Source organism: Dietzia sp. Alg238-R159, from assembly GCF_900537145.1.
In the GTDB taxonomy this organism is placed as follows: domain Bacteria; phylum Actinomycetota; class Actinomycetes; order Mycobacteriales; family Mycobacteriaceae; genus Dietzia; species Dietzia kunjamensis.
This window is the reverse complement of the sequence record NZ_UNRI01000002.1, coordinates 1-23,351: the sequence shown is the minus strand read 5'-3', so window position 1 is coordinate 23,351 and position 23,351 is coordinate 1. Positions and strand designations below refer to the sequence as shown.

At 70.2% G+C, this 23,351-nt stretch carries 21 protein-coding genes, 1 tRNA gene and 2 rRNA genes; all 24 read right to left on the bottom strand.

From position 1 onward, the window contains the following. Positions 1-81: 81 nt before the first annotated feature. Positions 82-1,221 (bottom strand): hypothetical protein, encoded by a 1,140-nt coding sequence (locus G6R20_RS04850; protein WP_154830653.1) that lies wholly within the window; start codon positions 1,219-1,221, stop codon positions 82-84. Positions 1,222-1,337: 116 nt separating this feature from the next. Beyond that, positions 1,338-1,775 carry an SRPBCC family protein gene (locus tag G6R20_RS04845; RefSeq protein ID WP_154830652.1) on the bottom strand — a complete coding sequence of 146 codons (438 nt, stop codon included), beginning with the start codon at positions 1,773-1,775 and terminating at the stop codon, positions 1,338-1,340. Next, complete coding sequence (gene adhE, locus G6R20_RS04840; RefSeq protein ID WP_163375743.1) at positions 1,765-4,386, bottom strand: bifunctional acetaldehyde-CoA/alcohol dehydrogenase; 2,622 nt, start codon at positions 4,384-4,386, stop codon at positions 1,765-1,767. The genes G6R20_RS04845 and adhE overlap by 11 nt, the downstream gene beginning before the upstream one ends. 220 nt (positions 4,387-4,606) lie before the next feature. After that, positions 4,607-5,359 (bottom strand): alpha/beta fold hydrolase, encoded by a 753-nt coding sequence (locus G6R20_RS04835; protein WP_120284272.1) that lies wholly within the window; start codon positions 5,357-5,359, stop codon positions 4,607-4,609. A 159-nt stretch (positions 5,360-5,518) separates the two neighbouring features. Continuing rightward, positions 5,519-5,592, bottom strand: a tRNA-Pro gene (locus G6R20_RS04830). Between the two features lie 71 nt (positions 5,593-5,663). Then, positions 5,664-7,130, bottom strand: coding sequence for a ribosome biogenesis GTPase Der (gene der / locus G6R20_RS04825; RefSeq protein ID WP_163376062.1), 1,467 nt, complete (start codon positions 7,128-7,130; stop codon positions 5,664-5,666). Next, positions 7,130-7,855: a (d)CMP kinase gene (gene cmk / locus G6R20_RS04820; RefSeq protein ID WP_163375742.1), complete on the bottom strand. Its 726-nt coding sequence runs from the start codon at positions 7,853-7,855 to the stop codon at positions 7,130-7,132. The genes der and cmk overlap by 1 nt, the downstream gene beginning before the upstream one ends. Next, the gene (locus G6R20_RS04815; RefSeq protein ID WP_119191634.1) at positions 7,852-8,610 is read right to left on the bottom strand and encodes a pseudouridine synthase; all 759 of its coding nucleotides are present in this window, start codon (positions 8,608-8,610) and stop codon (positions 7,852-7,854) included. The genes cmk and G6R20_RS04815 overlap by 4 nt, the downstream gene beginning before the upstream one ends. Positions 8,611-8,617: 7 nt before the next feature. Further along, positions 8,618-9,283, bottom strand: a complete 666-nt coding sequence (scpB, locus tag G6R20_RS04810; RefSeq protein WP_240341329.1) for an SMC-Scp complex subunit ScpB — start codon at positions 9,281-9,283, stop codon at positions 8,618-8,620. A gap of 38 nt (positions 9,284-9,321) precedes the next feature. Next, positions 9,322-10,083 carry a segregation/condensation protein A gene (locus G6R20_RS04805; RefSeq protein WP_096907252.1) on the bottom strand — a complete coding sequence of 254 codons (762 nt, stop codon included), beginning with the start codon at positions 10,081-10,083 and terminating at the stop codon, positions 9,322-9,324. A gap of 91 nt (positions 10,084-10,174) precedes the next feature. Continuing rightward, positions 10,175-11,050, bottom strand: coding sequence for a ParA family protein (locus G6R20_RS04800; protein WP_067715749.1), 876 nt, complete (start codon positions 11,048-11,050; stop codon positions 10,175-10,177). Between the two features lie 102 nt (positions 11,051-11,152). Continuing rightward, positions 11,153-12,103: a site-specific tyrosine recombinase XerD gene (locus G6R20_RS04795; RefSeq protein ID WP_163375741.1), complete on the bottom strand. Its 951-nt coding sequence runs from the start codon at positions 12,101-12,103 to the stop codon at positions 11,153-11,155. A gap of 16 nt (positions 12,104-12,119) precedes the next feature. Then, positions 12,120-12,689, bottom strand: coding sequence for an NUDIX hydrolase (locus tag G6R20_RS04790; protein ID WP_163375740.1), 570 nt, complete (start codon positions 12,687-12,689; stop codon positions 12,120-12,122). 5 nt (positions 12,690-12,694) lie between these two features. Then, positions 12,695-14,524, bottom strand: a complete 1,830-nt coding sequence (locus G6R20_RS04785) for a CTP synthase (protein ID WP_205475742.1) — start codon at positions 14,522-14,524, stop codon at positions 12,695-12,697. A gap of 58 nt (positions 14,525-14,582) precedes the next feature. Continuing rightward, entirely contained in the window at positions 14,583-15,515 is a 933-nt protein-coding gene (locus G6R20_RS04780) for a copper transporter (RefSeq protein WP_240341279.1), read from the bottom strand. Continuing rightward, a complete protein-coding gene (gene steA / locus G6R20_RS04775; protein ID WP_163375738.1) occupies positions 15,512-16,684 on the bottom strand; it encodes a putative cytokinetic ring protein SteA in 1,173 nt (390 codons plus the stop codon). The genes G6R20_RS04780 and steA overlap by 4 nt, the downstream gene beginning before the upstream one ends. A gap of 58 nt (positions 16,685-16,742) precedes the next feature. Next, on the bottom strand, positions 16,743-18,488 hold the full coding sequence (recN, locus tag G6R20_RS04770) for a DNA repair protein RecN (RefSeq protein WP_096905556.1): 1,746 nt from the start codon (positions 18,486-18,488) through the stop codon (positions 16,743-16,745). Positions 18,489-18,497: 9 nt separating this feature from the next. Then, positions 18,498-19,427, bottom strand: a complete 930-nt coding sequence (locus G6R20_RS04765) for an NAD kinase (protein WP_163375737.1) — start codon at positions 19,425-19,427, stop codon at positions 18,498-18,500. After that, positions 19,424-20,245: a TlyA family RNA methyltransferase gene (locus G6R20_RS04760; protein ID WP_163375736.1), complete on the bottom strand. Its 822-nt coding sequence runs from the start codon at positions 20,243-20,245 to the stop codon at positions 19,424-19,426. Before G6R20_RS04760 ends, G6R20_RS04765 begins: the two co-directional genes overlap by 4 nt. After that, the gene (locus tag G6R20_RS04755; protein WP_119191625.1) at positions 20,245-20,457 is read right to left on the bottom strand and encodes a hypothetical protein; all 213 of its coding nucleotides are present in this window, start codon (positions 20,455-20,457) and stop codon (positions 20,245-20,247) included. The genes G6R20_RS04760 and G6R20_RS04755 overlap by 1 nt, the downstream gene beginning before the upstream one ends. Positions 20,458-20,467: 10 nt before the next feature. Continuing rightward, the gene (locus G6R20_RS04750) at positions 20,468-21,466 is read right to left on the bottom strand and encodes an HAD-IIA family hydrolase (protein WP_163375735.1); all 999 of its coding nucleotides are present in this window, start codon (positions 21,464-21,466) and stop codon (positions 20,468-20,470) included. Positions 21,467-21,471: 5 nt separating this feature from the next. Next, complete coding sequence (locus tag G6R20_RS18455) at positions 21,472-22,557, bottom strand: hypothetical protein (RefSeq protein WP_205475740.1); 1,086 nt, start codon at positions 22,555-22,557, stop codon at positions 21,472-21,474. A gap of 108 nt (positions 22,558-22,665) precedes the next feature. Then, positions 22,666-22,782 (bottom strand): 5S ribosomal RNA (gene rrf / locus G6R20_RS04740). 92 nt (positions 22,783-22,874) lie between these two features. Then, a 23S ribosomal RNA gene (locus G6R20_RS04735) occupies positions 22,875-23,351 on the bottom strand; the annotation flags it as partial.

The following is a 23,351-nucleotide window of genomic DNA, read 5'->3' as shown; positions in this document are numbered from 1 at the left end:
AGTCCTTCCCGGTCACGAACAGATGCGTCCACCGTACGCAGGCGGGACGCGGGCGGGGACGTGCCCCGCCGGTCACGGCGTCTAGCGCTCCGGGTCGATCTGGCCCCGCAACCGCCGCATGGCCTCCGTCGAGAGCATGCGATCCCCCGCCCGGGCCGCGAGATTCTCCGCCACCACGTCCGCCGGTGAGGGGCGGTAGGGCGTCGCGGGCGATGCCACACCGTTGTCGCGCGCGATCCCGGCGAGGCGTTCCGCCTCCGCCACCGCGGCATCCGCCCGTGACTCCACCGACTCGACGAGCTCACGGAACGCGACCGCCCGGTCGACGACCTCTACCCACACCCCGTCGATCGACGTGCCCATGCCGGTCAGGGTGGTGAATCCGTCGCTCGCAGGCGGTACCCCGGCCGTCGCCGCCGCTTCACGAAGTCGACACAGGTCCCCGGCGAGTCCGACCACCTCGGCCTCGGCATCGAACTGTAGCCGGATCTCCTCGACCGACCGTCCGCCCCGCGCGTAGGCGCGATACAACCGGTCGTACAGACCACCGACCTCCATGAGCGTGGCCGTGTACATCTCCGGGATCCGGCGCCGGTCCGCCCGGATGTGCGGGAGCGAGGGCAGCGACTGGACAACCGACTGCACCCGCTGTGGCAGCACCACCCTGCCCATCTCACGCTGACCCCTGGCCGCGGCGACGGTCCCGAGTTCTGCGAGGGTCCGGGGCACGAGCGGAACGGCGGCCATCGTCGGCGTCGACGCCAGTGCGTCGAACAACCGGCCGCGGTCATCGGTGTCCAGGTGCACACCGCGTCGACGGTCGGCGCGGATGTCCTTCACCCGGAACGCCCAGACGCCGGTACCCCGTGTGAACCCGGTCCGCAGGACGAGATACCTCCGATCGAGATCCGCCAACCGGGTACGCAACGCCATCCGCAGCATGGACGGCACCGGGGTGCCGAGGATCCGTCGGAGGTCGTGACGTTGTTCCTCGATGATCCGGACCTGGTGGAACCCGTTGACCGTCGGGAACGGGAGATTACGGTGCAACCGGGCCAGGACGACGTCGCCGACGCGGGGCTCGACCAGCCCGCAGGCCACGAGCAACGCGGCCCTGTCGGACAATTCCGCCACCGGGGCCTGCCCCTCCCCCCGGCACATCCGGTCGACGTCGGACACGATCCGGTCCCGTGCCGTCTGTGGCGTGCGCTCGTCGGCCATGCCCCTCCTCGCCCGCGCGTCCGGCGCGCGGCTCTTCTCACGGGATACCTATCGGATACAACGGTAGGCCCCGCCCCCGTGTTCCCCGGCGCCACTTCCGGGTCACCGTCACTCACTCAGGATTCGAGGTGCCTTTTCAACCCGTTGACAGTGTTGTCGACGAGCCCCTTGATCACACGTCGGCGCAGTAATCCCGGTAGGGGGAGATTGTGGTGGATGGTCAGGCGGAACGAGACCGAGGTCGACCCCGGGCCGGTCTCCACGAGGTCGTACACCCCCTCCTGCCCGGTCTGGAGCCGCCCCTCGACCATCGACCAGTCCAGACCGTCGTCCCGGTGCTCGTACGTCAACACGTAGGCGTCCGTGCCCACCGTGGCCGACGCCTTGAACCGGGCGGTGGCGGGCAGCCCGTCGTCCTCATAGATCTCGAGGACCTCGGCTTCGAGGATCTCGGGGACCCACTCGGTCTGCCCCTCGAGGTCGCGGATCGTCTCGAGGACCGTGGCCAGTGGCACGGCGATCTCAACCGTCCGAGTGGCGGTGTCAGTGGGCAACGGAGGCCTCCCCGTAGTAGCCGAGTCGGAGTAGCTCGGTGAGTTCGGCGACCATCGGCATCCGTGGGTTGGTGCGATTGCTCAGGTCCTGGAACGCCGTCATCGCCAGTTCCGGCAGCGCCTCGAGGAAGTCGTGCTCGGCGATGTCGAGCTCAGCGAGCGTACGGGGAAACTCCAGACGGCGCAGGAGCGCGTCGACTCCGTCGAAGAGCCGACGCCGGCTCTCCTCGGGCTCGCGACCGCCGAACACGACGCGGCCGAGCTGGGCGTATTTTTCCGGTGCGATGTAGGCGGAGTACCCCGGGGCCGGCATGAACTTGGTGGGCAGACTCGCGTTATATCTAAGGGTGTGCGGCAGGAAGATCCCGTTGGCACGACCGTGTGCGATACCGAACCGGGCGCCGGTCGCGTGCGCGAGGGCGTGGTTGGTCCCGACGAACGCGTTGGAGAACGCGAGGCCGGCGAGCGTGGCCGCGTTGGACATGTCCGTCCGTGCCTCGAGGTCGTCCGGGTCGTCATAGGCCCGCGGGAGGGCGTCGAAGATCAACCGGGCGGCCTGCACGCAGAACGCGTCGGTGTAGGGCGAGGCGAAGATGGACGCCGCCGCCTCGAGCGCGTGGGTCAGTGCGTCCACGCCCGTGTCGACCGTCAGGGTGCGGGGCATGGACAGCGTGAGCACGGGGTCGACGATTGCCATGTCCGGCACCAGCGAGTAGTCGACCAACGTCTCCTTGCGGTCGCCGACGGTGAGGACCGCGGCGGGTGAGACCTCCGATCCCGTCCCGGAGGTCGTCGGGACCGCCACCAGTCGCAGGGTGTGGGGTTCCTGTGGGTATTCGGCCATCCGTTTGCGGGGATCGAGGAACGGAAGTGCGAGGTCCTCGAGCCGGACCTCCGGATGCTCGTAGAAGAGTCTGATCGCCTTGGCCGCGTCGATGACCGACCCGCCGCCGATCGCGATGAGCAGGTCGGGTACTGACTCACGGAGCAGGGCGACCCCGCGGTGGATGGTGGCCTCGTCGGGCTCCGGCTCGACCTCGCTGAACACGCGCAACCGCTCCACTCGGAGGTTCCTCCTCAGTTCGTCGACCACCCCCCTCTGTTCACTGAGCACGTCGGTGACCACCACCACGCTGGTGCAGGGCACCTCGCGCAGGTTCTCGAGTGCACCTGCGTTGAAGAACGTGTTGGCCGGGACGCGGAACCACTGGGGTGGGGTGCGTCGGTGGGAGACGGTCTTGACGTTGAGCAGCTGCATGTAGTTGACGTTCTCCGTGGTGCTCGAGCCTCCCCACGTGCCGCAGCCCAGGGAGAACGTCGGGGTGAGATTGTTGTAGATCCCACCCAGCGCACCGACGGCGGTGGGGGCGTTGACGAGGATCCGGCCGGTACGGACGGCCAGCCCGAATGCGTCGACGACATCGGGATCGCGCGCGTAGATCGCCGAGGTGTGGCCGAGACCCCCGTGTTCGGTCACGAGCACTGCGGTGTCGATGCCGTGGGCGGAGTCCGGAGACCGGACCAGACCCAGAACCGGCATGAGTTTCTCCTGCACCAACGGATGTAGAGCGAGTTCCTCGAGATCCGACGGCAACTCCGCCAACAGGATCTTCACGGAGGGATCGACAGTGATGCCCGCGCGAGCGGCCAGTTCGGGCGCCTGCTGGCCCAACGCCTCGAGGTTCACCCTGTCGCCGCAGCCGAAGGCGAAATCGGCGATCGCCCTGGCCTCGTCGCCGGAGAGCAAGTGGGCGCCCATCCTCCGGAACTCGGTCACTGTCTCGTCGTAGATCGGGTCGTCGATGATGCAGGTCTGCTCGGCGGGGCAGATGACCGACGCGTCGAACGTCTTGGAGATGAGGATGTCCACAACGGCGCCTTTGACGTCGGCTGTCCGGTGCAGATAGATGGGCGCGTTGCCGGGCCCCACCCCCAGGGCGGGCTTGCCGGCAGAGTTGGCGAGGGCGACGATCTTCTGCCCACCGGTCACCCAGATGAAGTCGACCCCGGGGTGCGCGAACAGGTAGTGCGTGACCTCGTGCGCAGCGTCTGGGATCACCTGGAGTGCGCCCGGCGGCATGCCCGCCGCCTCCGCCGCCTCGCGCAGGATCTCCACGGTCCGCTCACACGACCGCACGGCCACAGGCGACGGGCGGAAGATGACCGCGTTGCGGGTCTTGGCCGCGACGATCGCCTTGTAGAGGACAGTCGAGGTTGGATTGGTGACCGGGGTGATCGCCAGGACGACCCCGATCGGCTCGGCGACGAGCTCGATGTTGCGGGCGAAGTCCTTCTCGATCACGCCGACGGACTTCTTGTCCTTGAGGTAGTCGTAGAGGAACTCGGTGGCCACGTAGTTCTTGACGACCTTGTCCTCGAACACCCCGAAGCCGGTCTCCTCGATCGCGGTCGCGGCGAGCTCCCCCGCTGCGCGGATGCCCGCCCGCGACATGGCTTCCACGATCGTGTCGACCTGGTGCTGGTCGAGCGCGCGGAACGACTCGGCCGCTTCGGCCGCCGCGTCGACAGCTGAATCAACCATGACGCGGTCGACGTTCGGCCATTCATCGGCGCCCCGAGAGTGGTCAGGCGGTATCTGGACCTCGGTCATGAGTGCTCCCCCATCGTGGCGACAACCGCCTCGATGCCCCGACCGTACCCGCATGAAAAATAGCTCACAACGTTATCGGACGGTTGAGACTCCCGCGCGATCCTCCGGGGGTCGCGCCCACTGCATCATCCGCGCCACAGCGGCGACGACCGGAAGCGTCCCGGGGCCCGGCCGCGGGCCAGATGACCACCACAGCCCGGAGCCGCGAAGGCGGGGCCCGTCAGAGGTACTGGTCGACCCAGGCGCTGATGATCTTCGCGGCTCGCTGTGCCTGCCCGTCCACCGTGAGGAAGTGGTCCGACCCCTCCAGCGAGACGAAGCTGCGCGGGTGGAGCGCCGCCCGGAAGATCTGGGCGGCGTTGTCGATGCCCACCGTCGCGTCGGTGGGCGAATGGATGACCAGGAGTGGACGGTCGAGGGTGTGCACCCGGCCGATGAGGTCTGCCCGGCGCACGTCCTCGACGAACTCCCGCTTCAGAGTCATCGCGCGGCCGCCCATCGACCAGGTGCCACTGCCCTCCTCCAGGACCGTGCCGGCGATCGCGTCGTAGTGCCGCTCCACCTCGGCGGGCTCGGCGGGCGCCCCGATGGTCACCACCGCCCTGACGCTCGGTATCTCCTGCGCCGCCAGGATCGCCGCGGCCCCGCCCCACGAGTGGCCGACGAGCAGATCCGGCGGGGTCCCCCGGTCTGCCAGGAACTCCGCGGCACGCACCGTGTCGGCCACCTTCACGGAGAACGACCCGTCGCCCAGGACACCGTCGGACTCACCGATGCCGAGATTGTCGTAGCGCAACATCCCGATCCCCTCCTCGGCGAGGCTGCGGGAGATGCGGAACGCGGCCGGCGAGTCCTTGCCCAGTGTGAAGCCGTGCACGAACAGCCCCCACCCGCGCTGCCCGCCCTCGGGGGCCTCCAGCGCGCCGGCGAGCTCGGGGCCCCTCGTACTGGTGAACCGAACATCCTCTGTCATGCCCGCCATCACACCCGGCACGGCATAGCGGGGTCAAGGCCGAGGTAGCGACCACGACCGGGAACCGGACCGCGCCCCTCCCGTGCACCGGGGGACGCCAGAGCCGACAGATACGACGAAACCCCAGGTCAGATTTCTCTGACCTGGGGTTTCACTGTGTCGGGCTGACAGGATTTGAACCTGCGACCCCTTGACCCCCAGTCAAGTGCGCTACCAAGCTGCGCCACAGCCCGTCCGTCACCGCGGCTCGCGCGGCGACTCGATTACCCTAGCGCACCGGTTCCGTCGGACTCCAATCGGCAGGTCACTTGCGCTGTCGACGCTCCTTGACCCGCACGTTCACCCGGACCGGGGAACCATCGAAGCCGAAGGTCTCACGGAGGCGACGCTCGAGGAAGCGCCGGTACCCGGCCTCGAGGAACCCCGTGGAGAAGAACACGAACGTCGGGGGCCGGGTGGTGGCCTGGGTGCAGAACCTGATCCGCGGCAGACGACCACCACGCATGGGCGGCGGGGTCGCGGCGACGACCTCGCTCATCCACGTGTTGAGGGGCCCGGTGGGGATCCGCTTGTCCCAGGAGTCCAGCGCCGTCTCCATCGCGGGCACGAGCTTGGCCAGGGCGCGGCCGGTCCTGGCCGAGATGTTGACCCGGTGGGCCCAGCTCAGCACCCGGGACAGTTCGCGGTCGATCTCCTTGTCGAGGTCGTACCGCCGGTCCTCGTCGACCAGGTCCCATTTGTTGAAGGCGATCACCAGCGCCCGGCCGGCGTCGGCGACCATCGAGATCACCCGCAGGTCCTGCTCGGTGATGGGCTCCGAGGCGTCGAGGAGCAGGACGACGACCTCGGCCGCCTCGATCGCGCCACGGGTACGCAGAGAGGCGTAGTACTCGTGACCGTAGGCCTGGTTGACCTTGCGGCGCAGGCCGGCGGTGTCGACGAACCGCCAGGTGCGTCCCCCGAGCTCCACGAGCGAGTCGACGGGGTCGACGGTGGTGCCGGCGACGTTGTCGACCACCGAGCGCTCCTCGCCGGTCAGCTTGTTGAGCAGGCTCGACTTGCCGACGTTGGGCTTGCCGACGAGCGCGACGCGCCGCGGCACGTCGGTGGCCTCGCGCATCCTCGCCTTGGACGGCAGCTGCCTGAGGATCTCGTCGAGCAGGTCCGCCGTGCCCCGCCCGTGGGCGGCGGAGATGGCGTGGGGCTCGTCCAGGCCGAGTGACCAGAACTCGGCCGCCTCGAGTTCGGCCTTCTCACTGTCGACCTTGTTGACGGCGAGGATGACCGGCGTCGCGGACCGCCGCAGGCTCTTGGCGACCGTCGCATCGGCGGCGGTGATACCCACCGTGCCGTCGCACACCAGCACGATGAGGTCGGCGGTGCTCATGGCGATCTCGGCCTGCTGGGCGATGGAGCGGTGCATGCCCTTGGCGTCCTGCTCCCAGCCACCGGTGTCCTGCACCATGAAGGTGCGACCGTTCCACAGCGCCTCGTAGGAGACCCGGTCGCGCGTGACGCCCGGGACGTCCTCGACGACGGCCTCCCGGCGGCCGATGATCCGGTTGACCAGGGTGGACTTGCCGACGTTGGGCCGGCCGACGATCGCGACGGTGGGCAGGATCTCCACGCCCTCGGTGACCGCCCCGATCTCGTCGGCGAACTCCGCGGCGACCGCCTCCCAGTCGGTGTCGTCGTTCCAGCCGTCCTCGATGGTCTCCTCACCGGGACCGGCGGGCAGGTCGAAGTCGGGGGTCTCCTCGTTGGTCGGCATCATGCGTTCCCTTCTGCGGTGGCGCCGTGCGACGCGTGGATCCCCTCGGCGAGCGCGACCAGGCGGTCGAGCACCTCGTCGAGGGTGAGGTCGGAGGTGTCGATGACGACGGCGTCGTCGGCGGGCCTCAGGGGGCTCGCGGCGCGCGTGGAGTCCTTGCGGTCGCGTTCGATGACGGCGGCCAGCACCTCGTCGTAGTCGGCCTCGCGGCCGGCGGCCAGGTCCTGGTCGGTGCGGCGCCGGGCCCGCACCTCCGGGCTGGCGGTGAGGTAGACCTTCACCTCGGCGTCCGGCAGCACGACTGTGCCGATGTCACGCCCCTCGAGGACGACGGTGCCCCCGCTGGCGGCCAGCCGTCGCTGCAGGAGGACCAGGTTCTGGCGGACTTCGGGCACGGCGGACACCGCCGAGACCGCAGCCGTGACGCGGGCGGTGCGGATCTCGTCGCTGACGTCCTCACCGGCGAGCAGGACGCGCTCGACTCCGGCGTCGGTGCCGATCTCCAGAGGCAGGTCGGCCGTGGCGGCGATCACGGCGGCCGCGTCCTCCGGGTCGATCCCGGCGCGCAGGATCTGCAGGGTCGCCACCCGGTACATCGCGCCGGTGTCGAGGTACGCGCCGCCGATACGCCGGGCCAGGGTGCGGGCCAGGGTGGACTTCCCGGTGCCGGCGGGGCCGTCGATCGCGATACGTCGACGCGCGGCCGGGGCGCTCGGGGCGCTCACAGGCCTACCGCCTCGTACAGGTCGGAGACCTCTTTGCGGCCCAGCTTGCGGAAGGTGCCCGCGCGCTGGTCGCCGAGTGCGACGGCCCCGAACCGGGTCCGGACGAGCGCCTCGACCGGGTGCCCGACCTCGGCGAGCAGCCGCCGGACGATGTGCTTGCGACCCTCGTGGAGCACGACCTTGACCAGCGAGCGCCCGTCGTGGACGTCGAGGATCGAGAACTGGTCGACCTTGGCGGGTCCGTCCTCCAGGGTCACCCCGGCGCGCAGCTGCTTGTTGACGCCCTTGCCCACGACGCCGGTGACGGTCGCCATGTAGGTCTTGGACACCTCGTAGGACGGGTGCATGAGACGGTGCGCCAGCTCGCCGTCGTTGGTCACCAGGAGCAAACCCTCGGTCTCGGCGTCGAGACGCCCGACGTGGAACAGCCGCTGTCCGGCGTCCACGCGGTCCGCGACGAGGTCGCCGACACAGGGCCGGCCCTTCTCGTCGGACATGGTCGTGTGGTAGCCGCGGGGCTTGTTCAGTGCGAGGTAGACCAGGGTGTCGTCCAGGACGATGCGGGTGCCGTCCACGCGGATGACCGCCGTGGCGGGGTCGACCTTGACGCCCATCTCGCGCACCTTCTTACCGTCGACCTCCACCCGTCCCCGGGCGATGAGCTCTTCGGAGGCCCGGCGGGAGGCGACCCCGGCCTGGGCCAGGATCTTCTGGAGGCGGACCGGTGCGCCGTCTCGGCCAGCGGATTCAGTCATGAAAACGTCACATCTCTTCGTCGTCGTCTCGGGGTGTGGGGTCGGGCGCCGCGGTGCGGCGCCGCCCCAGTGGGATCCGCGGATCGTCCGCGGGGTCGTCGCTCATCTCGTCGACCAGGTCGACATCCGGCAGCAACGGGGCGATGTCCGGCAGCTCGTCGAGCGACGTGAGTCCCAATCTTTCCAGAAATAGCTCTGTGGTCCTATACAGGATGCCCCCGGTGTCCGCATCTGTGCCGCATTCCACCGCCAGCCCGCGCGCCACGAGCGTCCTCATCACGCCGTCGACGTTCACCCCGCGGACCGCCGCGACCCGCGAACGGGTGACCGGCTGCCGGTAGGCGATCACGGCGAGGGTCTCCAGCGCGGCCCGGGTCAGGGTGGACCGGGTGCCGTCCGTGAGGAGCCGTGCCACGTACGGCGCCAGGTCTCGGCGGGTGTAGAGACGCCAGCCGTCGGCGCTGCGACGCAGGTCCATCCCGCTCCCCGCGGCCGTGAGCTCGTCGCGCCACGCCCGCAGCTCGGCCTCGACCTCGGCCGCCGTCGACCCGGCGGCCGCGGCCAGCGCGCTCTCCGGTGTCGGTTGGTCCACCACCAGCACCAGGGCCTCGAGCCGGGCACGGAGCGGCGGCCCCTCCGGCCCCGGCACACCGGGCTCGTCGTCGTCCCCGATCGCAATCGGCTCGGGGTCCCCGGGCCCCGACACGTCGCTCACGTCCACTCGTCCCTTCCCTTCGTCACCTCGTCGGCGTCCACGCCCGTCCACCTCACCAACAGGTCCCCCAGTGCCTCGTCCTGGGCGAGCGCGACCGCGCGCGCCCGGTACAACTCCAACAGGGCGAGGAACCTGGCGACGACGACGAGGGAGTCGTCGCACCCCGTGATCAGGTCGCGGAAGTCCACCCACCGACCCTCGCCGTGGAACTTCAACAGCTCCAGGACACGGCCCGCCTGCTCGGGGACCGAGACGACGGGGGCGTGGATGTGCCCCACCCCCACCTCGTCGACCGGCCGTGGCCGGAACGCGACCGCGGCGATGGTGGCGAACTGGTCGGGATCCACCCCGAGCTCCACCTCGGGGAGCAGTCCCAGGAACTCCTCGTCGGGCCCGGCGGTCCTCGGGTACGCGTGGCGCGCGGTGCGGTCGAGCTCACCGAACAGCTCCGCGACCTGACGGAACGCCCGGAACTGCAGCAGTCGGGCGAAGAGCATGTCCCGGGCCTGCAGCAGGGCCAGGTCCTCGGGATCCTGGACCTCGCCGGACGGGACGAGGCGGGCCGTCTTGAGGTCGAGCAGTGTCGCCGCGACGACCAGGAACTCGGTGACCTCCTCGAGCCCGGCCTCCGTGCCCAGGCGGCGGGTGTGCGCGATGAACTCGTCGGTGACGGCGTGGAGGGCCACCTCCGTGACGTCGAGGCGCTTGGAGTCGATGAGCCCCAGCAGCAGGTCGAACGGACCGGTGAAGTTGGTCAGGTGGACGGTGAACGCCCGCGGGTCCCCGACCTCCGTCGCCGACCCGACCGGGTCCTGACCCGACGGGGGCCCGACGCCGGTCACCGCCCGGTCACCTGCCGCGCTGGATGACCTCGCGCGCCAGGGCGCGGTAGGCCTGCGCACCCGCGGACTTCGGAGCCCACGTGGTGATCGGCTCGCCGGCGACGGTGGTCTCCGGGAACCGGACGGTGCGGGTGACGAGGGTGTCGAACACCTTGTCTCCGAACACCTCCACGACCCGGCTGAGCACGTCGCGGGCGTGGACCGTCCGACGGTCGAACATCGTGATGAGGATGCCCGTGAGGTGCAGTCGGGGGTTGATGCGGTCGCGGACCTTGTCGATCGTGTCCGTCAGCAGCGCCAACCCGCGCAGCGAGAAGTACTCGCACTCCATGGGGATGAGCACGCCGTCCGAGCACGCCAGCGCGTTGACGGTGAGCAGGCCAAGCGACGGTTGGCAGTCGACGAGGACGAAATCGTAGCGGTCCAGGACCGGGTACAGGGCGCGGCCCAGCGCCTGCTCGCGACCGACCTCGTTGACGAGCTGGATCTCCGCGGCCGACAGGTCGATGTTGGCGGGGATGAGGTCCACGCCCTCGACACGGGTCCGGACCAGGACCTCCTCCGTCGACACGGAGTTGTCCACGAGCAGGTTATAGACGGTGAGATCGAGCTGGTGGTGCGGGATGCCCAGGCCCGCGGACAGCGCCCCCTGGGGATCGAGATCCACAACGAGCACCCTGCGGCCGTACTCCGCCAGTGCCGCCGCGAGGTTGATCGTGCTGGTGGTCTTGCCGACGCCGCCCTTCTGGTTGCACATCGACAACACCACGGCGGGCCCGTGCGAGGACAGTGTTTCCGGTTCGGGGATCGCGGAGAACCCCTCGCCGGCCGCCGGGTCGTCGGCGCCCAGGAGCTCGGCGCGGGAGAACAACGCGGGGTCCATCGCCCCAGTGTTCAGCGCCACCGCATCTCCTCTCCTCGCCGTCTCACCCGTGCCGTCTCGAGCGTGCAGTCTCGAGCGCGCCGGGCCGTATTCACGGTCACGTTACCGTGCCCGGGGGTGACACTCGGCCCAGACCTCTCGGAGCGTGTCGACGGTGACGAGGGTGTACACCTGCGTGGTGGTGACCGAGGAGTGTCCCAGCAGCTCCTGGACCACACGGATGTCCGCCCCGCCGTCGAGGAGATGGGTGGCGAACGAGTGCCGGAACGAGTGTGGTGAGACGTCCTGCTGCACACCGGCGCGTCGTGCCGCGACCGACACCACGTTCCACAGGGTCTGCCTGGTGACGCGCCCACCGCGGGCGTTGAGGAACAGGGCCGGGCCCCCTCGGGTGGCGAGCGCGGGTCGGGCACGCACCAGATAGGCCCCCACCGCCTCGCACGCCGGACGCCCGACCGGGACGATCCGCTCCTTACCACCCTTGCCCCGCAGGATCACCGCTCCACCGTCCGGGTGGTCGAGACCGTCGAGGTCGTCGACGTCGAGCCCGACGAGTTCGGCGGCCCGGGCACCGGAGGCGTAGAGCAACTCGAGCATCGCGCGATCGCGCAGGCGTGCGGGGTCGGTGTCCATCTCGGTGGCGCCGGCCGCCTCGATCACCGCGATCATCCGGTCGACCGGCAGTGCCTTGGGGAGCCGCCGCGGCGGACGGGGCGGGGTGACCGCGGCGGCCGCGTCGAGGGCAGTCACCCCGTCACGGGTGGCGAACCGGTGGAGACCACGGACCGCCGCCATGGTCCGCGCGATCGAGCTGGGGGCCAGGGCCTTCCGTCCCTCGTCCGGGTCGGCGGTGGCCAACCGGGTGCGGAACTCCTCCACGTGCGCCTCGGTCACGGACGTCAGGTCGTCGACGCCCGAAGCCGCGAGATAGCGGTGGTACTTCTCCAGGTCGCGGCGGTACGCGGCCAGGGTGTGGGCCGAGGCCCCCTTCTCGACGGCGAGGTGGTCCAGATACCCGCGGATCTGCACGGTGGCGCCGCCCTCCGAGGTCACCGGGGGTCCGATCCCGTCAGGACCGGTCGATCACCGAGTGGGCCGCGAGGATGCCGGCCACGGCGATACCGTTGACGATCCGGCCGTCCAGCACGGCGTCGACGGCCTCGGCGAACGGCATGCGCGCGACCTCCATGTCCGCCTCCTCGTGCTCCGCCTCCGGGCGCTCGACCTGCCGGAGTCCGGTGGCCAGGTACACGTGGACGCGCTCCGTGCAGAACCCCGGGGACGGGACCATCTCGATCACTGGGCGCCAGTGCTCGGCCTCGAGACCGGTCTCCTCGACGAGCTCACGGCGCGCGGTCGCCAGGGGCTCCTCGCCGTCGACATCGCACAGCCCTGCGGGCAGTTCCCAGAGTCGCTCCCCCACGGCGTGCCGGTACTGCCGGACGAGGGTGATCCGGTCGTCGTCGTCGAGGGCGATCACCGCGACGGCGTCGTCGTGCCCGCAGATCTCCCGGTCGGCGGTGCCCCCGCCCGGCATGGTCAGGGTGTCCACACGCAGCCGCACGACGCGACCGTCGAAGATCTCACGGCTCGCGACGGTCCGGTAGTCGTGAGTCCCGGGGGCACCGCGCTCGGACACGCCGGTCAGCTCCCGTCCGCGCGGGTGTCGGAGGCCGCCTCGGTGTCCACCTCGTCGGCACGCACGCTGGACGTCTTCGCGTCCGGTGCGTCCACGGTCTCCGGGCCGGAGTCCCCGCTCTGACCGGTGCGCCACGGTTCGACGGGCAGTCGCATCTCGTTCTCGTAGTCGAGCGCGGCCTTGATGAACGCGACGAACAACGGGTGGGGGCGGGTCGGACGCGACTTGTACTCCGGGTGAGCCTGGGTGGCGACGAAGAACGGGTGCTGCTCGCGCGGGTACTCGACGAACTCGACCAGGTGCCCGTCCGGGGAGGTCCCCGAGAACTGCAGGCCGGACTCGGCGATCCTGTCGCGGTAGGCGTTGTTGACCTCGTAGCGGTGGCGGTGGCGTTCGGTGATCTCGGTGGACCCGTACGCCTCGGCCACGACCGAGCCCTTGGTGAGCGTGGCCGGGTAGGAGCCCAGACGCATGGTGCCGCCGAGGTCGGCGTTGCCGGCGACCGCGTCCACCTGATCGGCCATGGTCGAGATGACCGGGTGCTCGGCATCGGGGTCGAACTCGGTGGAGGAGGCGCCCTCGAGCCCGACCGAGCGGGCAGCCTCGATCACCGAGCACTGGAGACCGAGGCACAGCCCGAGCAGCGGGATGCGGTTCTTGCGCGACCACGAGATCGCGCCGAGCTTGCCCTCGATCCCCCGGATACCGAACCCGCCGGGGATGAGCATGCCGTCCACACCACGGAGCGCCTCGCGCGCGCCGGCCTCGGTGGTGCAGGCATCGGACTCGACCCACCGGATGTTCACCCGGGCGTGGTGTGCGAAGCCGCCGGCGCGCAGCGCCTCGGTGACCGAGAGGTACGCGTCGGGCAGGTCGATGTACTTGCCCACGAGGGCGATCTCGACCTCCTCGCGCGGCTCGTGGACCCGCTGGAGCAGGTCGCCCCACACGGTCCAGTCGACGTCCCGGAACGGCAGGTTGAGCCGCCGGATGACGTGCGTGTCGAGGTGCTCGTTGAACAGCACCTTGGGGATGTCGTAGATGCTCGGGGCGTCCGGGGTGGACACGACGCCCTCGAGGTCCACGTCGCACATCAGCGCGATCTTGGCCTTGAGCCCGTCGGTGACGTCCCGGTCCGAGCGCAGGATCAACCCGTCGGGGACGATGCCGATCGAGCGCAGCGCGGCCACCGAGTGCTGCGTGGGCTTGGTCTTGAGCTCCCCGGACGGCGCGAGGTACGGGACCAGGGACACGTGCAGGAAGAAGATGTTCTCGCGGCCCACCTCGTGCCGGACCTGCCGGCACGCCTCGAGGAAGGGCTGGGACTCGATGTCACCGACGGTCCCACCGACCTCGGTGATGACCACGTCGGGGCGGCGCCCCTGGTCATCGGGGTCGCCCATCGCGATGATGCGGTCCTTGATGGCGTCAGTGATGTGCGGGATCACCTGCACGGTGTCACCGAGGTACTCGCCACGGCGCTCCTTGGCGATGACCGCGGAGTACACCTGCCCGGTGGTGACGTTGGCCTTCGCGTCCAGGTCGCGGTCGAGGAAGCGCTCGTAGTGACCGAGATCCAGGTCGGCCTCGGCGCCGTCCTCCGTGACGAACACCTCACCGTGCTGGAAGGGGTTCATCGTGCCGGGGTCCACGTTGATGTACGGGTCCAGCTTCTGCATGGTCACGCGGAGACCGCGGGCGGTGAGCAACTGCCCGAGACTCGAGGCGGTGAGCCCCTTGCCCAGCGACGACGCCACGCCGCCGGTGACGAAGATGTGCTTGGTCTCGGACCGCGATGCGGTTCGGTTCAGTGCCAAGGGGACTCCCGTGTCCATACGCCGGAATGGATGAATGCTGGTGTGGCTCCGGTGCACCCCACGGGGCTTCAGGCTATCACCGCTCCGGCGTCGGGGGGAGCGACGGCGCCGCGGCGGTCGCGTCCGGCCTCAGCCCGTAGTGACCCTGCCCACCGTCGAGCTGCTCCGCCAGCGCCAGCGTCGTCGCCAGACGTCCCGCCTCGGTACCGGCGTCATCCATGGTCGAGACGTCCTCCTCCGCCGAGGACCGCAGGATGCTGACCGCGTCGCGTCCCCCGGAGTCGCCCGTCCGCACCGCGACCACCGCGCCGGCGCCCTCACCGTCGAGGGTGCGGGCCAGGGCGGCGACACGGACCCCGGTCGATTCCTCGTCCCGGGGCCCGGTCACGACCAACGCGAGCTGTCCGGGCCGAAGGGTCCCGGGTTCGTAGCCGATGATCCCCGCATCCGCGAGGGTGGTGAGGACCGTTTCCCGGTCGTCGTCCTCGAGGTGCGGTTCCGCGTCCTCGGCGCGCAGCAGCCCCGCGCGACCGAGCGCCGTGCCCAGCTGGGTACCGAGGTCCGCGTCAGCGGACGGGGCGGTGCCGATGGGCAGGTTCGCGACGAGCGCCTGGAGCTCCGCGTCCGCCTCCGGGTCGACGGCCTTGTCCGTCAGGGTGACGCGGCCCGCGTCGATCCCGCCGGCCGCGTCGATCACCTCGCGCACCGCGGAGACGTCCTCGTCGGAGGCTCCGGGTGCCACGATCGTCAGGACCGGCCTCCCGTCGAGCCGACCGTCCACGACGACCGGGGTGAGGTCTCCCGCCAGCGAGTCGAGTCGGTCGACGGCGATCCGCTCCGCGGCCAGATCCTCCTGCGACGCCTCGAGCCGCGCCGCTGTCGTCTCCTCACGCTCGACCACCGCGTCCCTGATGGACGTCGCCACGGACGTCGACCCGAGGACGACCCCCACCGCGAGAGCGAGGAACACGGCCACCAGCGTCAGGACGTGGCGACGCAGGGAGATCAACGGAAGAGCCCCTGGACCCAGAGCGCGAAGGAGTTCCAGGCCTCGACGGCCCAGATGAGCAGGTCCGCGGCGGCGTCGCGGGCCACCACGACCGCGGCCACCGCGATCAGGGCGGCGAGTACGACCAGGGCGAGTCCGATCCCGGCGCCCCGCGACCGGTACAGGGTCGCGCAGGCATCGGCGTGGACCAGGCGGGAGGAGACGGTCGTGCCGACCATCGTGGACGAGGGCGCGGACGAGTCGCGGAACGCGTTCTCGAGCCCCCTGTCGTCGCCGGTCACCACGATCATCTCGGCGCCCCCGTGGTAGGCCAGCAGCAGCGCCATGTCCCTCGGGGTCGCGGCGGCGGGGAATGTCGTGGCCCCCAGTCCGAGCTCTGTGATCTTCTCGAGGCCCTCGGCGCGCCCGTCGCGGTCGGCGGGCACCACCAGGACGGCGCCGTCGGTGAGGACGTCGTCGGACACGTCCGTGGGGGTCGCGACGACGACGTCGGCCGTCAAGCGGGCCGAACGCAGGAACTCCGCCCCGGCACCCACGCCGACCAACAGCGGTCGGTACTCACGGATGAACGGCTTGAGCTCGGCGAGCTGGCCGCGCGCGGCCGCGTCACCGGTGACCACCACGACATGGCGGTCGGTGAAGTCGACGTCGATCGACGGGAGCCCCTCGCCGTCCAGCAGCAGCGGGTGCTCGAGGCTGAGGAACTCGGTGGCGTTGGCCAGGTGCGCCAGCGCCGACTCGACGTACCCGCTCTCCGCGGTGTCCACCTCGGCGAGGAGCGTGGCCGGGTCCACCTCGCGGCCGCTCGTGATCTCGTCCTCCGACTTGACCGAGTAGACGACACCGTCGTCGATCCGCACCCGGGTCCCGTCGGCGACCCCGGTCAGGTCCGCGTCCTCGATGACCGGGATCGTCGACGCGGCGAGGATCCGGAACGCGGCGCGGGGGAGCATCTCCTCCCCCTGACGGGGCATGTGCACCACTGCCGCCACCCCGGCGTCGACGAGAGCGCGGGCGGTGTCGGCGGGCGCGCGGTTGAGATCGAGCACGGCGACGTCCTTGGCGCCGAGCTTCCTGGGGACCTGTGACCCCACCTCGATCTGGCGGACGGTGCCCACGACACCGGCGAGGTCAGTGGAACGACGGCTGAGCAGACCCGACATCTTCATGCGCCGAGTATCACGCGTGTGATTCACGTGACCAGGGAGGTCTGCCCGGCGTGTCGGATTAACGGTCGACTTGAGCTTGAGACTTTTCCCGTTGAGCCTTCTCCAGCAACTCCCGCGCATGTGCCAGACCTGTGTCGGTGTCCTCCATACCGGCGAGCATCCGGGCGAGTTCGGTCACCCGATCGGAGTCGGCGACCGCCGTGACCCCGGAGACGACCCCGTCCGATCCCCCGGCGCCGGTGTCCTTGTGCACGACCAGGTGCGTGTCGGCGTACGCCGCGACCTGGGCGAGGTGGGTCACCGCGATGACCTGGTGGGTTCTGGCCAGTCTGGCCAGCCGCTTACCGATGCTCAACGCCGCCCGGCCGCCCACTCCCGCGTCGACCTCGTCGAACACCAGGGTCCCTCCCCCGGATCTCTCGGCCAACACCACCTCGAGCGCGAGCATCACCCTCGACAGCTCGCCTCCCGACGCGCCTCGGCCGAGCGGGACGATGCCCGACGGCCCGTCGAGCGCCAGCTCGACGTCGTCGAGACCCGACTCCGAGGCGCCGTCGAGGCCTTCGCCTGATCGGGTGACCCGGACCACGAGCCGGGCCCCGCCCATCGACAGCTCGGCCAGCTCGGCGGACACCCTCTCTGCGAGATCGTCCCCGGCGGCGCGTCGGATGCGCGTCAGTGTGGCTCCGCGCTCGTCGAGCTCGGCGGCGAGGCGCTCCACGGTGGAACGGAGTTCGGCGACGGCGGAGTCGGAGGTGTCGACCTCACCGAGCCGCGTACGGGCCCTGTCCGCCCACGCGAGCACGTCGTCGACATCGGTGCCGTATTTCCGGGTCAATGCCCTGAGGTCGTGGCGTCGTTCCAATGCCGAGTCGAGGTCCGCCGCGTCGACCGGCAGCTCGGCCAGGTACAGGCCGAGCTCGGTCGCGGCATCTCCGAGCGCCGCGACGGCCTGGCCGATGCTGGTGGCGATCGGGTCGAGCGCGGGGTCACCGGCAGCGGCCAGACGGTGCCGCAACTGGTCGAGGACGCCCACCACCGGCTCGCTGGTCTCGCCGTCACCGGCGAGGACGTCGTGGGCCTGACCCGCGACCTCTCGCAGTTCCTCGGAATCGGTGAGTCGGCGGATGCGGGCGTCGAGTTCGGCCTCCTCCCCCGGCTCGGGCCCCAGGGCATCGATCTCCTCGAGTCCCATCCGCAGCAGGTCGGCTTCCCGGGCCAGCTCACGAGCCCGACCGGTGCGCTCCGCCAGTGAACGCTCGGCGTCCCGCCACAGCCGATAGGTGTCGCGGTAGGCGTCGAGGGCCGCCCGCGCCTCGTCCCCACCGTGGGCGTCGACGGCGTCTCGCTGCCTGTCCGGACGGAGCAGACGCAGCTGATCGTTCTGGCCGTGCACGGCCAGCACCGGCGCGCAGAAGCGGGCGAGGGTCCCGGCGGGGACAGACCTCCCCCCGAGCCTGGCACGCGAACGGCCGTCCGCACCCACCCGGCGTGCGGCGATGACACTGCCGTCCTCGTCGAGTTCGACGTCGGTGTCCTCGAGCAACTCGTCGAGGTCGCGTCGGTCGGCTGCGTCCATGGTGGCCGTCGCGGCCAGGTCGAAGCGCCCTTCGACGAGTGCCTTCTCCGCTCCGCGCCGGACACGCCCGGGGTCCGCGCGCCCTCCGGCCAGGAGCCTCAGTCCCGTGACCACCATCGTCTTGCCCGCGCCGGTCTCGCCGGTGAGCACCGACAGCCCGGGCGAGAAATCGGCCACGGCCTCGTCGATGACGCCGAGGCCGCTGATCCGAAGTTCCGTGAGCACGCACCCACCCTAGGTGAGGGGCCGGACAGCGGACCGCCCACGCCACCCGGTGACGGGCAGCTCGAACTTCGTGACCAGTCTGTCCGTGAACGGCGAGTCGTCCAGCCGGACCCACTTGACCGGGCGCGCGCCCCGCACCACCTCGACCCGGCTGCCCGGCGGGACGTCGACGAGGCGTCGTCCGTCCACCACCACCACTGCCGGGCCGGAATGCACCCCGGTCTCCACCGCGACCCTGGAGGTGGGTGCCACGACCATCGGACGGGCGAACAGCGCGTGGGCGTTGTTGGGGACCACGAGGATGGCGTCGAGTTCGGGCCAGACGATCGGCCCGCCGGCCGAGAACGCGTAGGCGGTCGACCCGGTCGGCGTGGAGACCAACATGCCGTCACAGCCGTAGTCACTGACCGGTCGGCCGTCGATCTCCACGGACGCCTCGAGGACGCCCTGCCGGGAGACCTTCTCGATGCTGACTTCGTTGAGTGCCCAGTCCCGGGCCAGGACGGTGTCCCCGTGGATGACGGTGGCCTCCACCGTCATCCGTTCGACCACCCTGTAGTCCTTCGCCGCGATCTGCTCGACGACGCCACTGAGCGAGGAGACCTCCGACTCGGCGAGGAAGCCGATGTGTCCGAGATTGACCCCCAGGATCGGCACGTCCGCGGCGTTGGCGTACTGGCAGGCGCGCAGGAACGTGCCGTCACCACCGAGGACCAGGACGAGTTCACACCCTTCGGCGGCCTCGGGGATGTCAGGGACCGTCTCCACGCCCGCCCCCGTGGCGACGCTCTCGCTGGTGCCCTCCACCATCCGTACCGCGATGCCCCTGGTCGCGCACGCGTCAACCACCTGGGCGACGGTGGCGACGATGTCCTGCCGGGCGACGTTGGGGACGAGCAGGATCCTGCGCGAGTGCACCGGTCCGGGCGTGCCGTTCATTGCGGGCCCTCCTCCACTGCCGTCCGTATGGCCTGCTGCGCCTCGGCGCTCATCTCGAGTCGCTCTCCCGCGCCGACCTTACGGAGGTGGAGGAAGTACTCGACGTTCCCGGACGGGCCGGGGAGCGGGCTGGCGACGCATCCCAGCGGCTCCAGTCCGAGTGCCGCGGCAGCCCGGGCGACACCGGTGACCGCCTCGATCCGCAGTGCCGGGTCGCGCACCACACCGCCCTGGCCGACACGCTCGCGGCCCACCTCGAACTGGGGCTTGACCATCGGCAACAGGTCGCCTCCCGGGCGCACGCACGCTGCGAGCGCGGGCAGGACGAGTGCGAGCGAGATGAACGACAGGTCGGAGACCACGAGGTCCACCGGGCCACCGATGTCGTCCGGGGTCAGGGAGCGGACGTTGGTCTTGTCGTGCACGCCCACGCGCTCGTCGCTGCGCAGGCGCCACACCAACTGTCCGTACCCCACGTCCACCGCCTCGACGCGGGTGGCGCCACGCGAGAGCAGGACATCGGTGAACCCGCCGGTCGACGCGCCTGCGTCGAGACACCGAGCTCCGGAGACCGGCACGTCGGAGAACGCCTCGAGGGCTCCGACCAGTTTGTGGGCTCCGCGGGATGCCCAGTCCGGTTCATCGGAGGCGGTGAGCGCGATCGATGTGGTCGGCTCGACCTGGGTCGCGGGCTTGGTGGCTGCCACCCCGTTGACGATCACGCGCCCGGAATCGATGAGATCACGGGCGCGTTCCCGACTGTCACAGATCCTGCGGCGAACCAGTTCGGCGTCCAGCCGCATCCGCTTCGCGACCATCAGCGCCGACTGTCCAGCGCCGTCAGCGCCTGCGCGAGGAGCTCGTGGGCGGCGTCGAGGGCGGCCACCTGGTCGTCCCGGACAGATGAGCCGTCCGGTCCAGCGCCCTGGCCCCCGACGGAATCGGCGAGCAGATCGTCGAACGTCGAGCGGAGTTCGTCGGTGTCGGGGCCCGCGGGCCCGGGGCGTGGCTGTGGTCCGGGGGTCGTCACGGCCTACACGCTAGCCGACGCCGAGGCCTGCACCCGCCAGCCGGGATCGCAGACCCTCGTCGGCCGCCCGGAATGCCTTCGACTCGTGACGCCACGCCAGCCTGACCACCGCACGGGCGAGATCGAGCCGATCGAGCGCCTCCGGCGCGCTGGTCAGGTGCAGGGCACCGTTCTCGACCGTTCCGTCCAACTCCACCGCGGCGTCGATCCGGCTGGCCTCCGCCGAGGCAGACAGTGCGGAGAGATCGTCCGCCAGGTAGGTGGCCCGGCTGTCGGGATCCGCGACCAGGAGGTCGTCGACGCCGTGGACGCCGGTCAGCACCATGAGCGACGGCATCCCGGCGGCGACCGCACCCTCGATGTCCGTATCGAGGCGGTCACCGATGACCAGAGGCCGGGTGGAACCCACCAGCTCCGCGGCGGCGGTCAACACGCCGGCGGCCGGTTTGCCCGCGACCAGGGGCTCGCGGTCGGTCGCCGCACGGAGGGCGGCGACCAGGGACCCGTTCCCGGGGAGCAGGCCTCGTTCGGTGGGCAACGTGGCGTCCACGTTGGACGCGACCCAGGGCACCCCCTGACGGATCGCCAGACATCCCTCGGCCAGATCGGACCAGGTCAGTTCCCGGGACAGTCCCTGCAGGACGACTTCCGGAGCGTCGTCGGCGGACCGGACGACCTCGAACCCGGCCTGCCGGGCGAGGTCGCGGAAACTGTCGTGCCCCACCACCAGGACCCTGGCACCGGGATCGACATGGTCCGCCGCCATCACGACCGCGGCCTGCGCGCTGGTCATGACGTCGTCGGCGCCGGCGGGAAAACCGAGCGACCGGAGATGCGCCGCGGTCTCCGCGGGCGAGCGGCTCGCGTTGTTCGTCACGTAGACCACGGGGAGCCCCGCGTTCGCGAGCGCCTCCGCGGCGCCCGGGATCGGCTGGCTACCGCGGATCAGAGTGCCGTCGAGATCAACGAGTAGGGCGTCGTGTTCTGCGGCCAGCGTAAGAGAGCTCAACTGCGCTACGCCTCGAGCTCCGCGAGACGTGCCTGCGCATCGGTGGTCTGCTCGGGGTCGGCGGTGACGGCGTGACCGAACCAGTCGGCCGCCTCCCTCTTGCGATCGGCGACGAGCAGCACCTCGGCGTAGGCGTAGTCGAGGCGCGCCGCGGATTCGCCGCGGGCGTCCTTGTCGAGGCCGGTGTCCTGGAGAGTCACCAGGGCCGCGTCGAGCTGACCCATGTCCACCCGCGCGCCGGCCTCCACGATGCGAAGTTCGATGAGGTCGTTCCCCTCGAGCATCCGCGATTCCTCCCCACGGGCCAGTTCGATGGCACGTTGGGGCCTCTCGAGGCCTCGTTCGCAATCAGCCATCATCGCCAGCAGCCCCGGGCCACCGGAGATCCGGCGGGCCGCCCGGAGTTCGCTCAGCGCTTCCGACCATTCACCGGCGCGGTACGCCAACACACCGAGGGTCTCCCGGACGACACCGATGCGCCCGGCCCTGTTCTTGGCCGCGCGACCGTGCGCGAGCGCGAGCTGCGGGTCTTCGTCGACGAGGTACATCGCCGCCACCATGTGCTTGGCCACGGACTCGGCGTTGGACTTGTCCAGACTGCGCAGGTCACGACGGATCTCGAGGTCGAGGTCGGCGGCCTCGATGTCATCGGGGAGCTGCGGCTCGTCGGCCCTGGCCGCTTGGCGTGCCTCCTGACCGGGACGACCTTCCGATCTACGGTCGTCGCCGGGCCGGCCACCTCGCCGGGCTCCGCCCGGGGTGCCGGATCCGCGTCGGTCTCCGCCGTCGCGTCGGTTTCCGCCGCCGCGACCGCCGACGGGGGCTCGCCGGGGACCGCTTCCCCCGTCAGAGGCGGCACCGCGGCGTGCGGTGTCGTCGCCGGCGGAACGCGGACGTGAATCCTGTCGATCGGCCTGCTTCGAGCCGTCCGACCGACCCGTTTCCGAGCCGTCGTATCGCTTTCCGCGGCGCTCGCCGTACGAGCTGTTGTCTCTCCGACGCTCCTGTGGCGCCCGATCTCCCCGGCGGGGTACGTCGCGGTCGCCGCGTCGGGGCGAGCGGTCGGTGTTCTCGGACCGAGGTTCGTTCACGTCGTTCACCTTACGTGCGCCGGGCAGACCGGCACTGGAGTGGGTAGAAGGGTACAAATGCGACCAGCGGGAGGAACATATAGTCCCTCCCGCTGGTCATGAAGTTGTGTTCGGCGGTGACCTACTCTCCCACACCCTCACGAGTGCAGTACCATCGGCGCTGGCAGGCTTAGCTTCCGGGTTCGGAATGGGACCGGGCGTTTCCCTGCCGCTATGGCCGCCGTAACTCTGTGAAACAAGGCCCACGTGTTTTCCGCGTGGGTGTGTTGTTTCAGATACTGCACAGTGGACGCGTTGCGATTCTTTAGGGGCTGTTTGTGTGTAAGCCCTCGGCCGATTAGTACCGGTCACCTGCACGCATTGCTGCGCTTCCAGTTCCGGCCTATCAACCCCATGGTCTGTGGGGGGCCTTAACCACGCGAAGGTGGTGAGAAACCTCATCTTGGAACAGGCTTCCCGCTTAGATGCTTTCAGCGGTTATCCCTTCCGAACGTAGCTAACCAGCGATGCTCCTGGTGGAACAACTGGCACACCAGAGGTTCGTCCGTCCCGGTCCTCTCGTACTAGGGACAGCCTTCCTCAAGTTTCTTACGCGCGCGGCGGATAGAGACCGAACTGTCTCACGACGTTCTAAACCCAGCTCGCGTGCCGCTTTAATGGGCGAACAGCCCAACCCTTGGGACCTACTCCAGCCCCAGGATGCGACGAGCCGACATCGAGGTGCCAAACCATCCCGTCGATATGGACTCTTGGGGAAGATCAGCCTGTTATCCTCGGGGTACCTTTTATCCGTT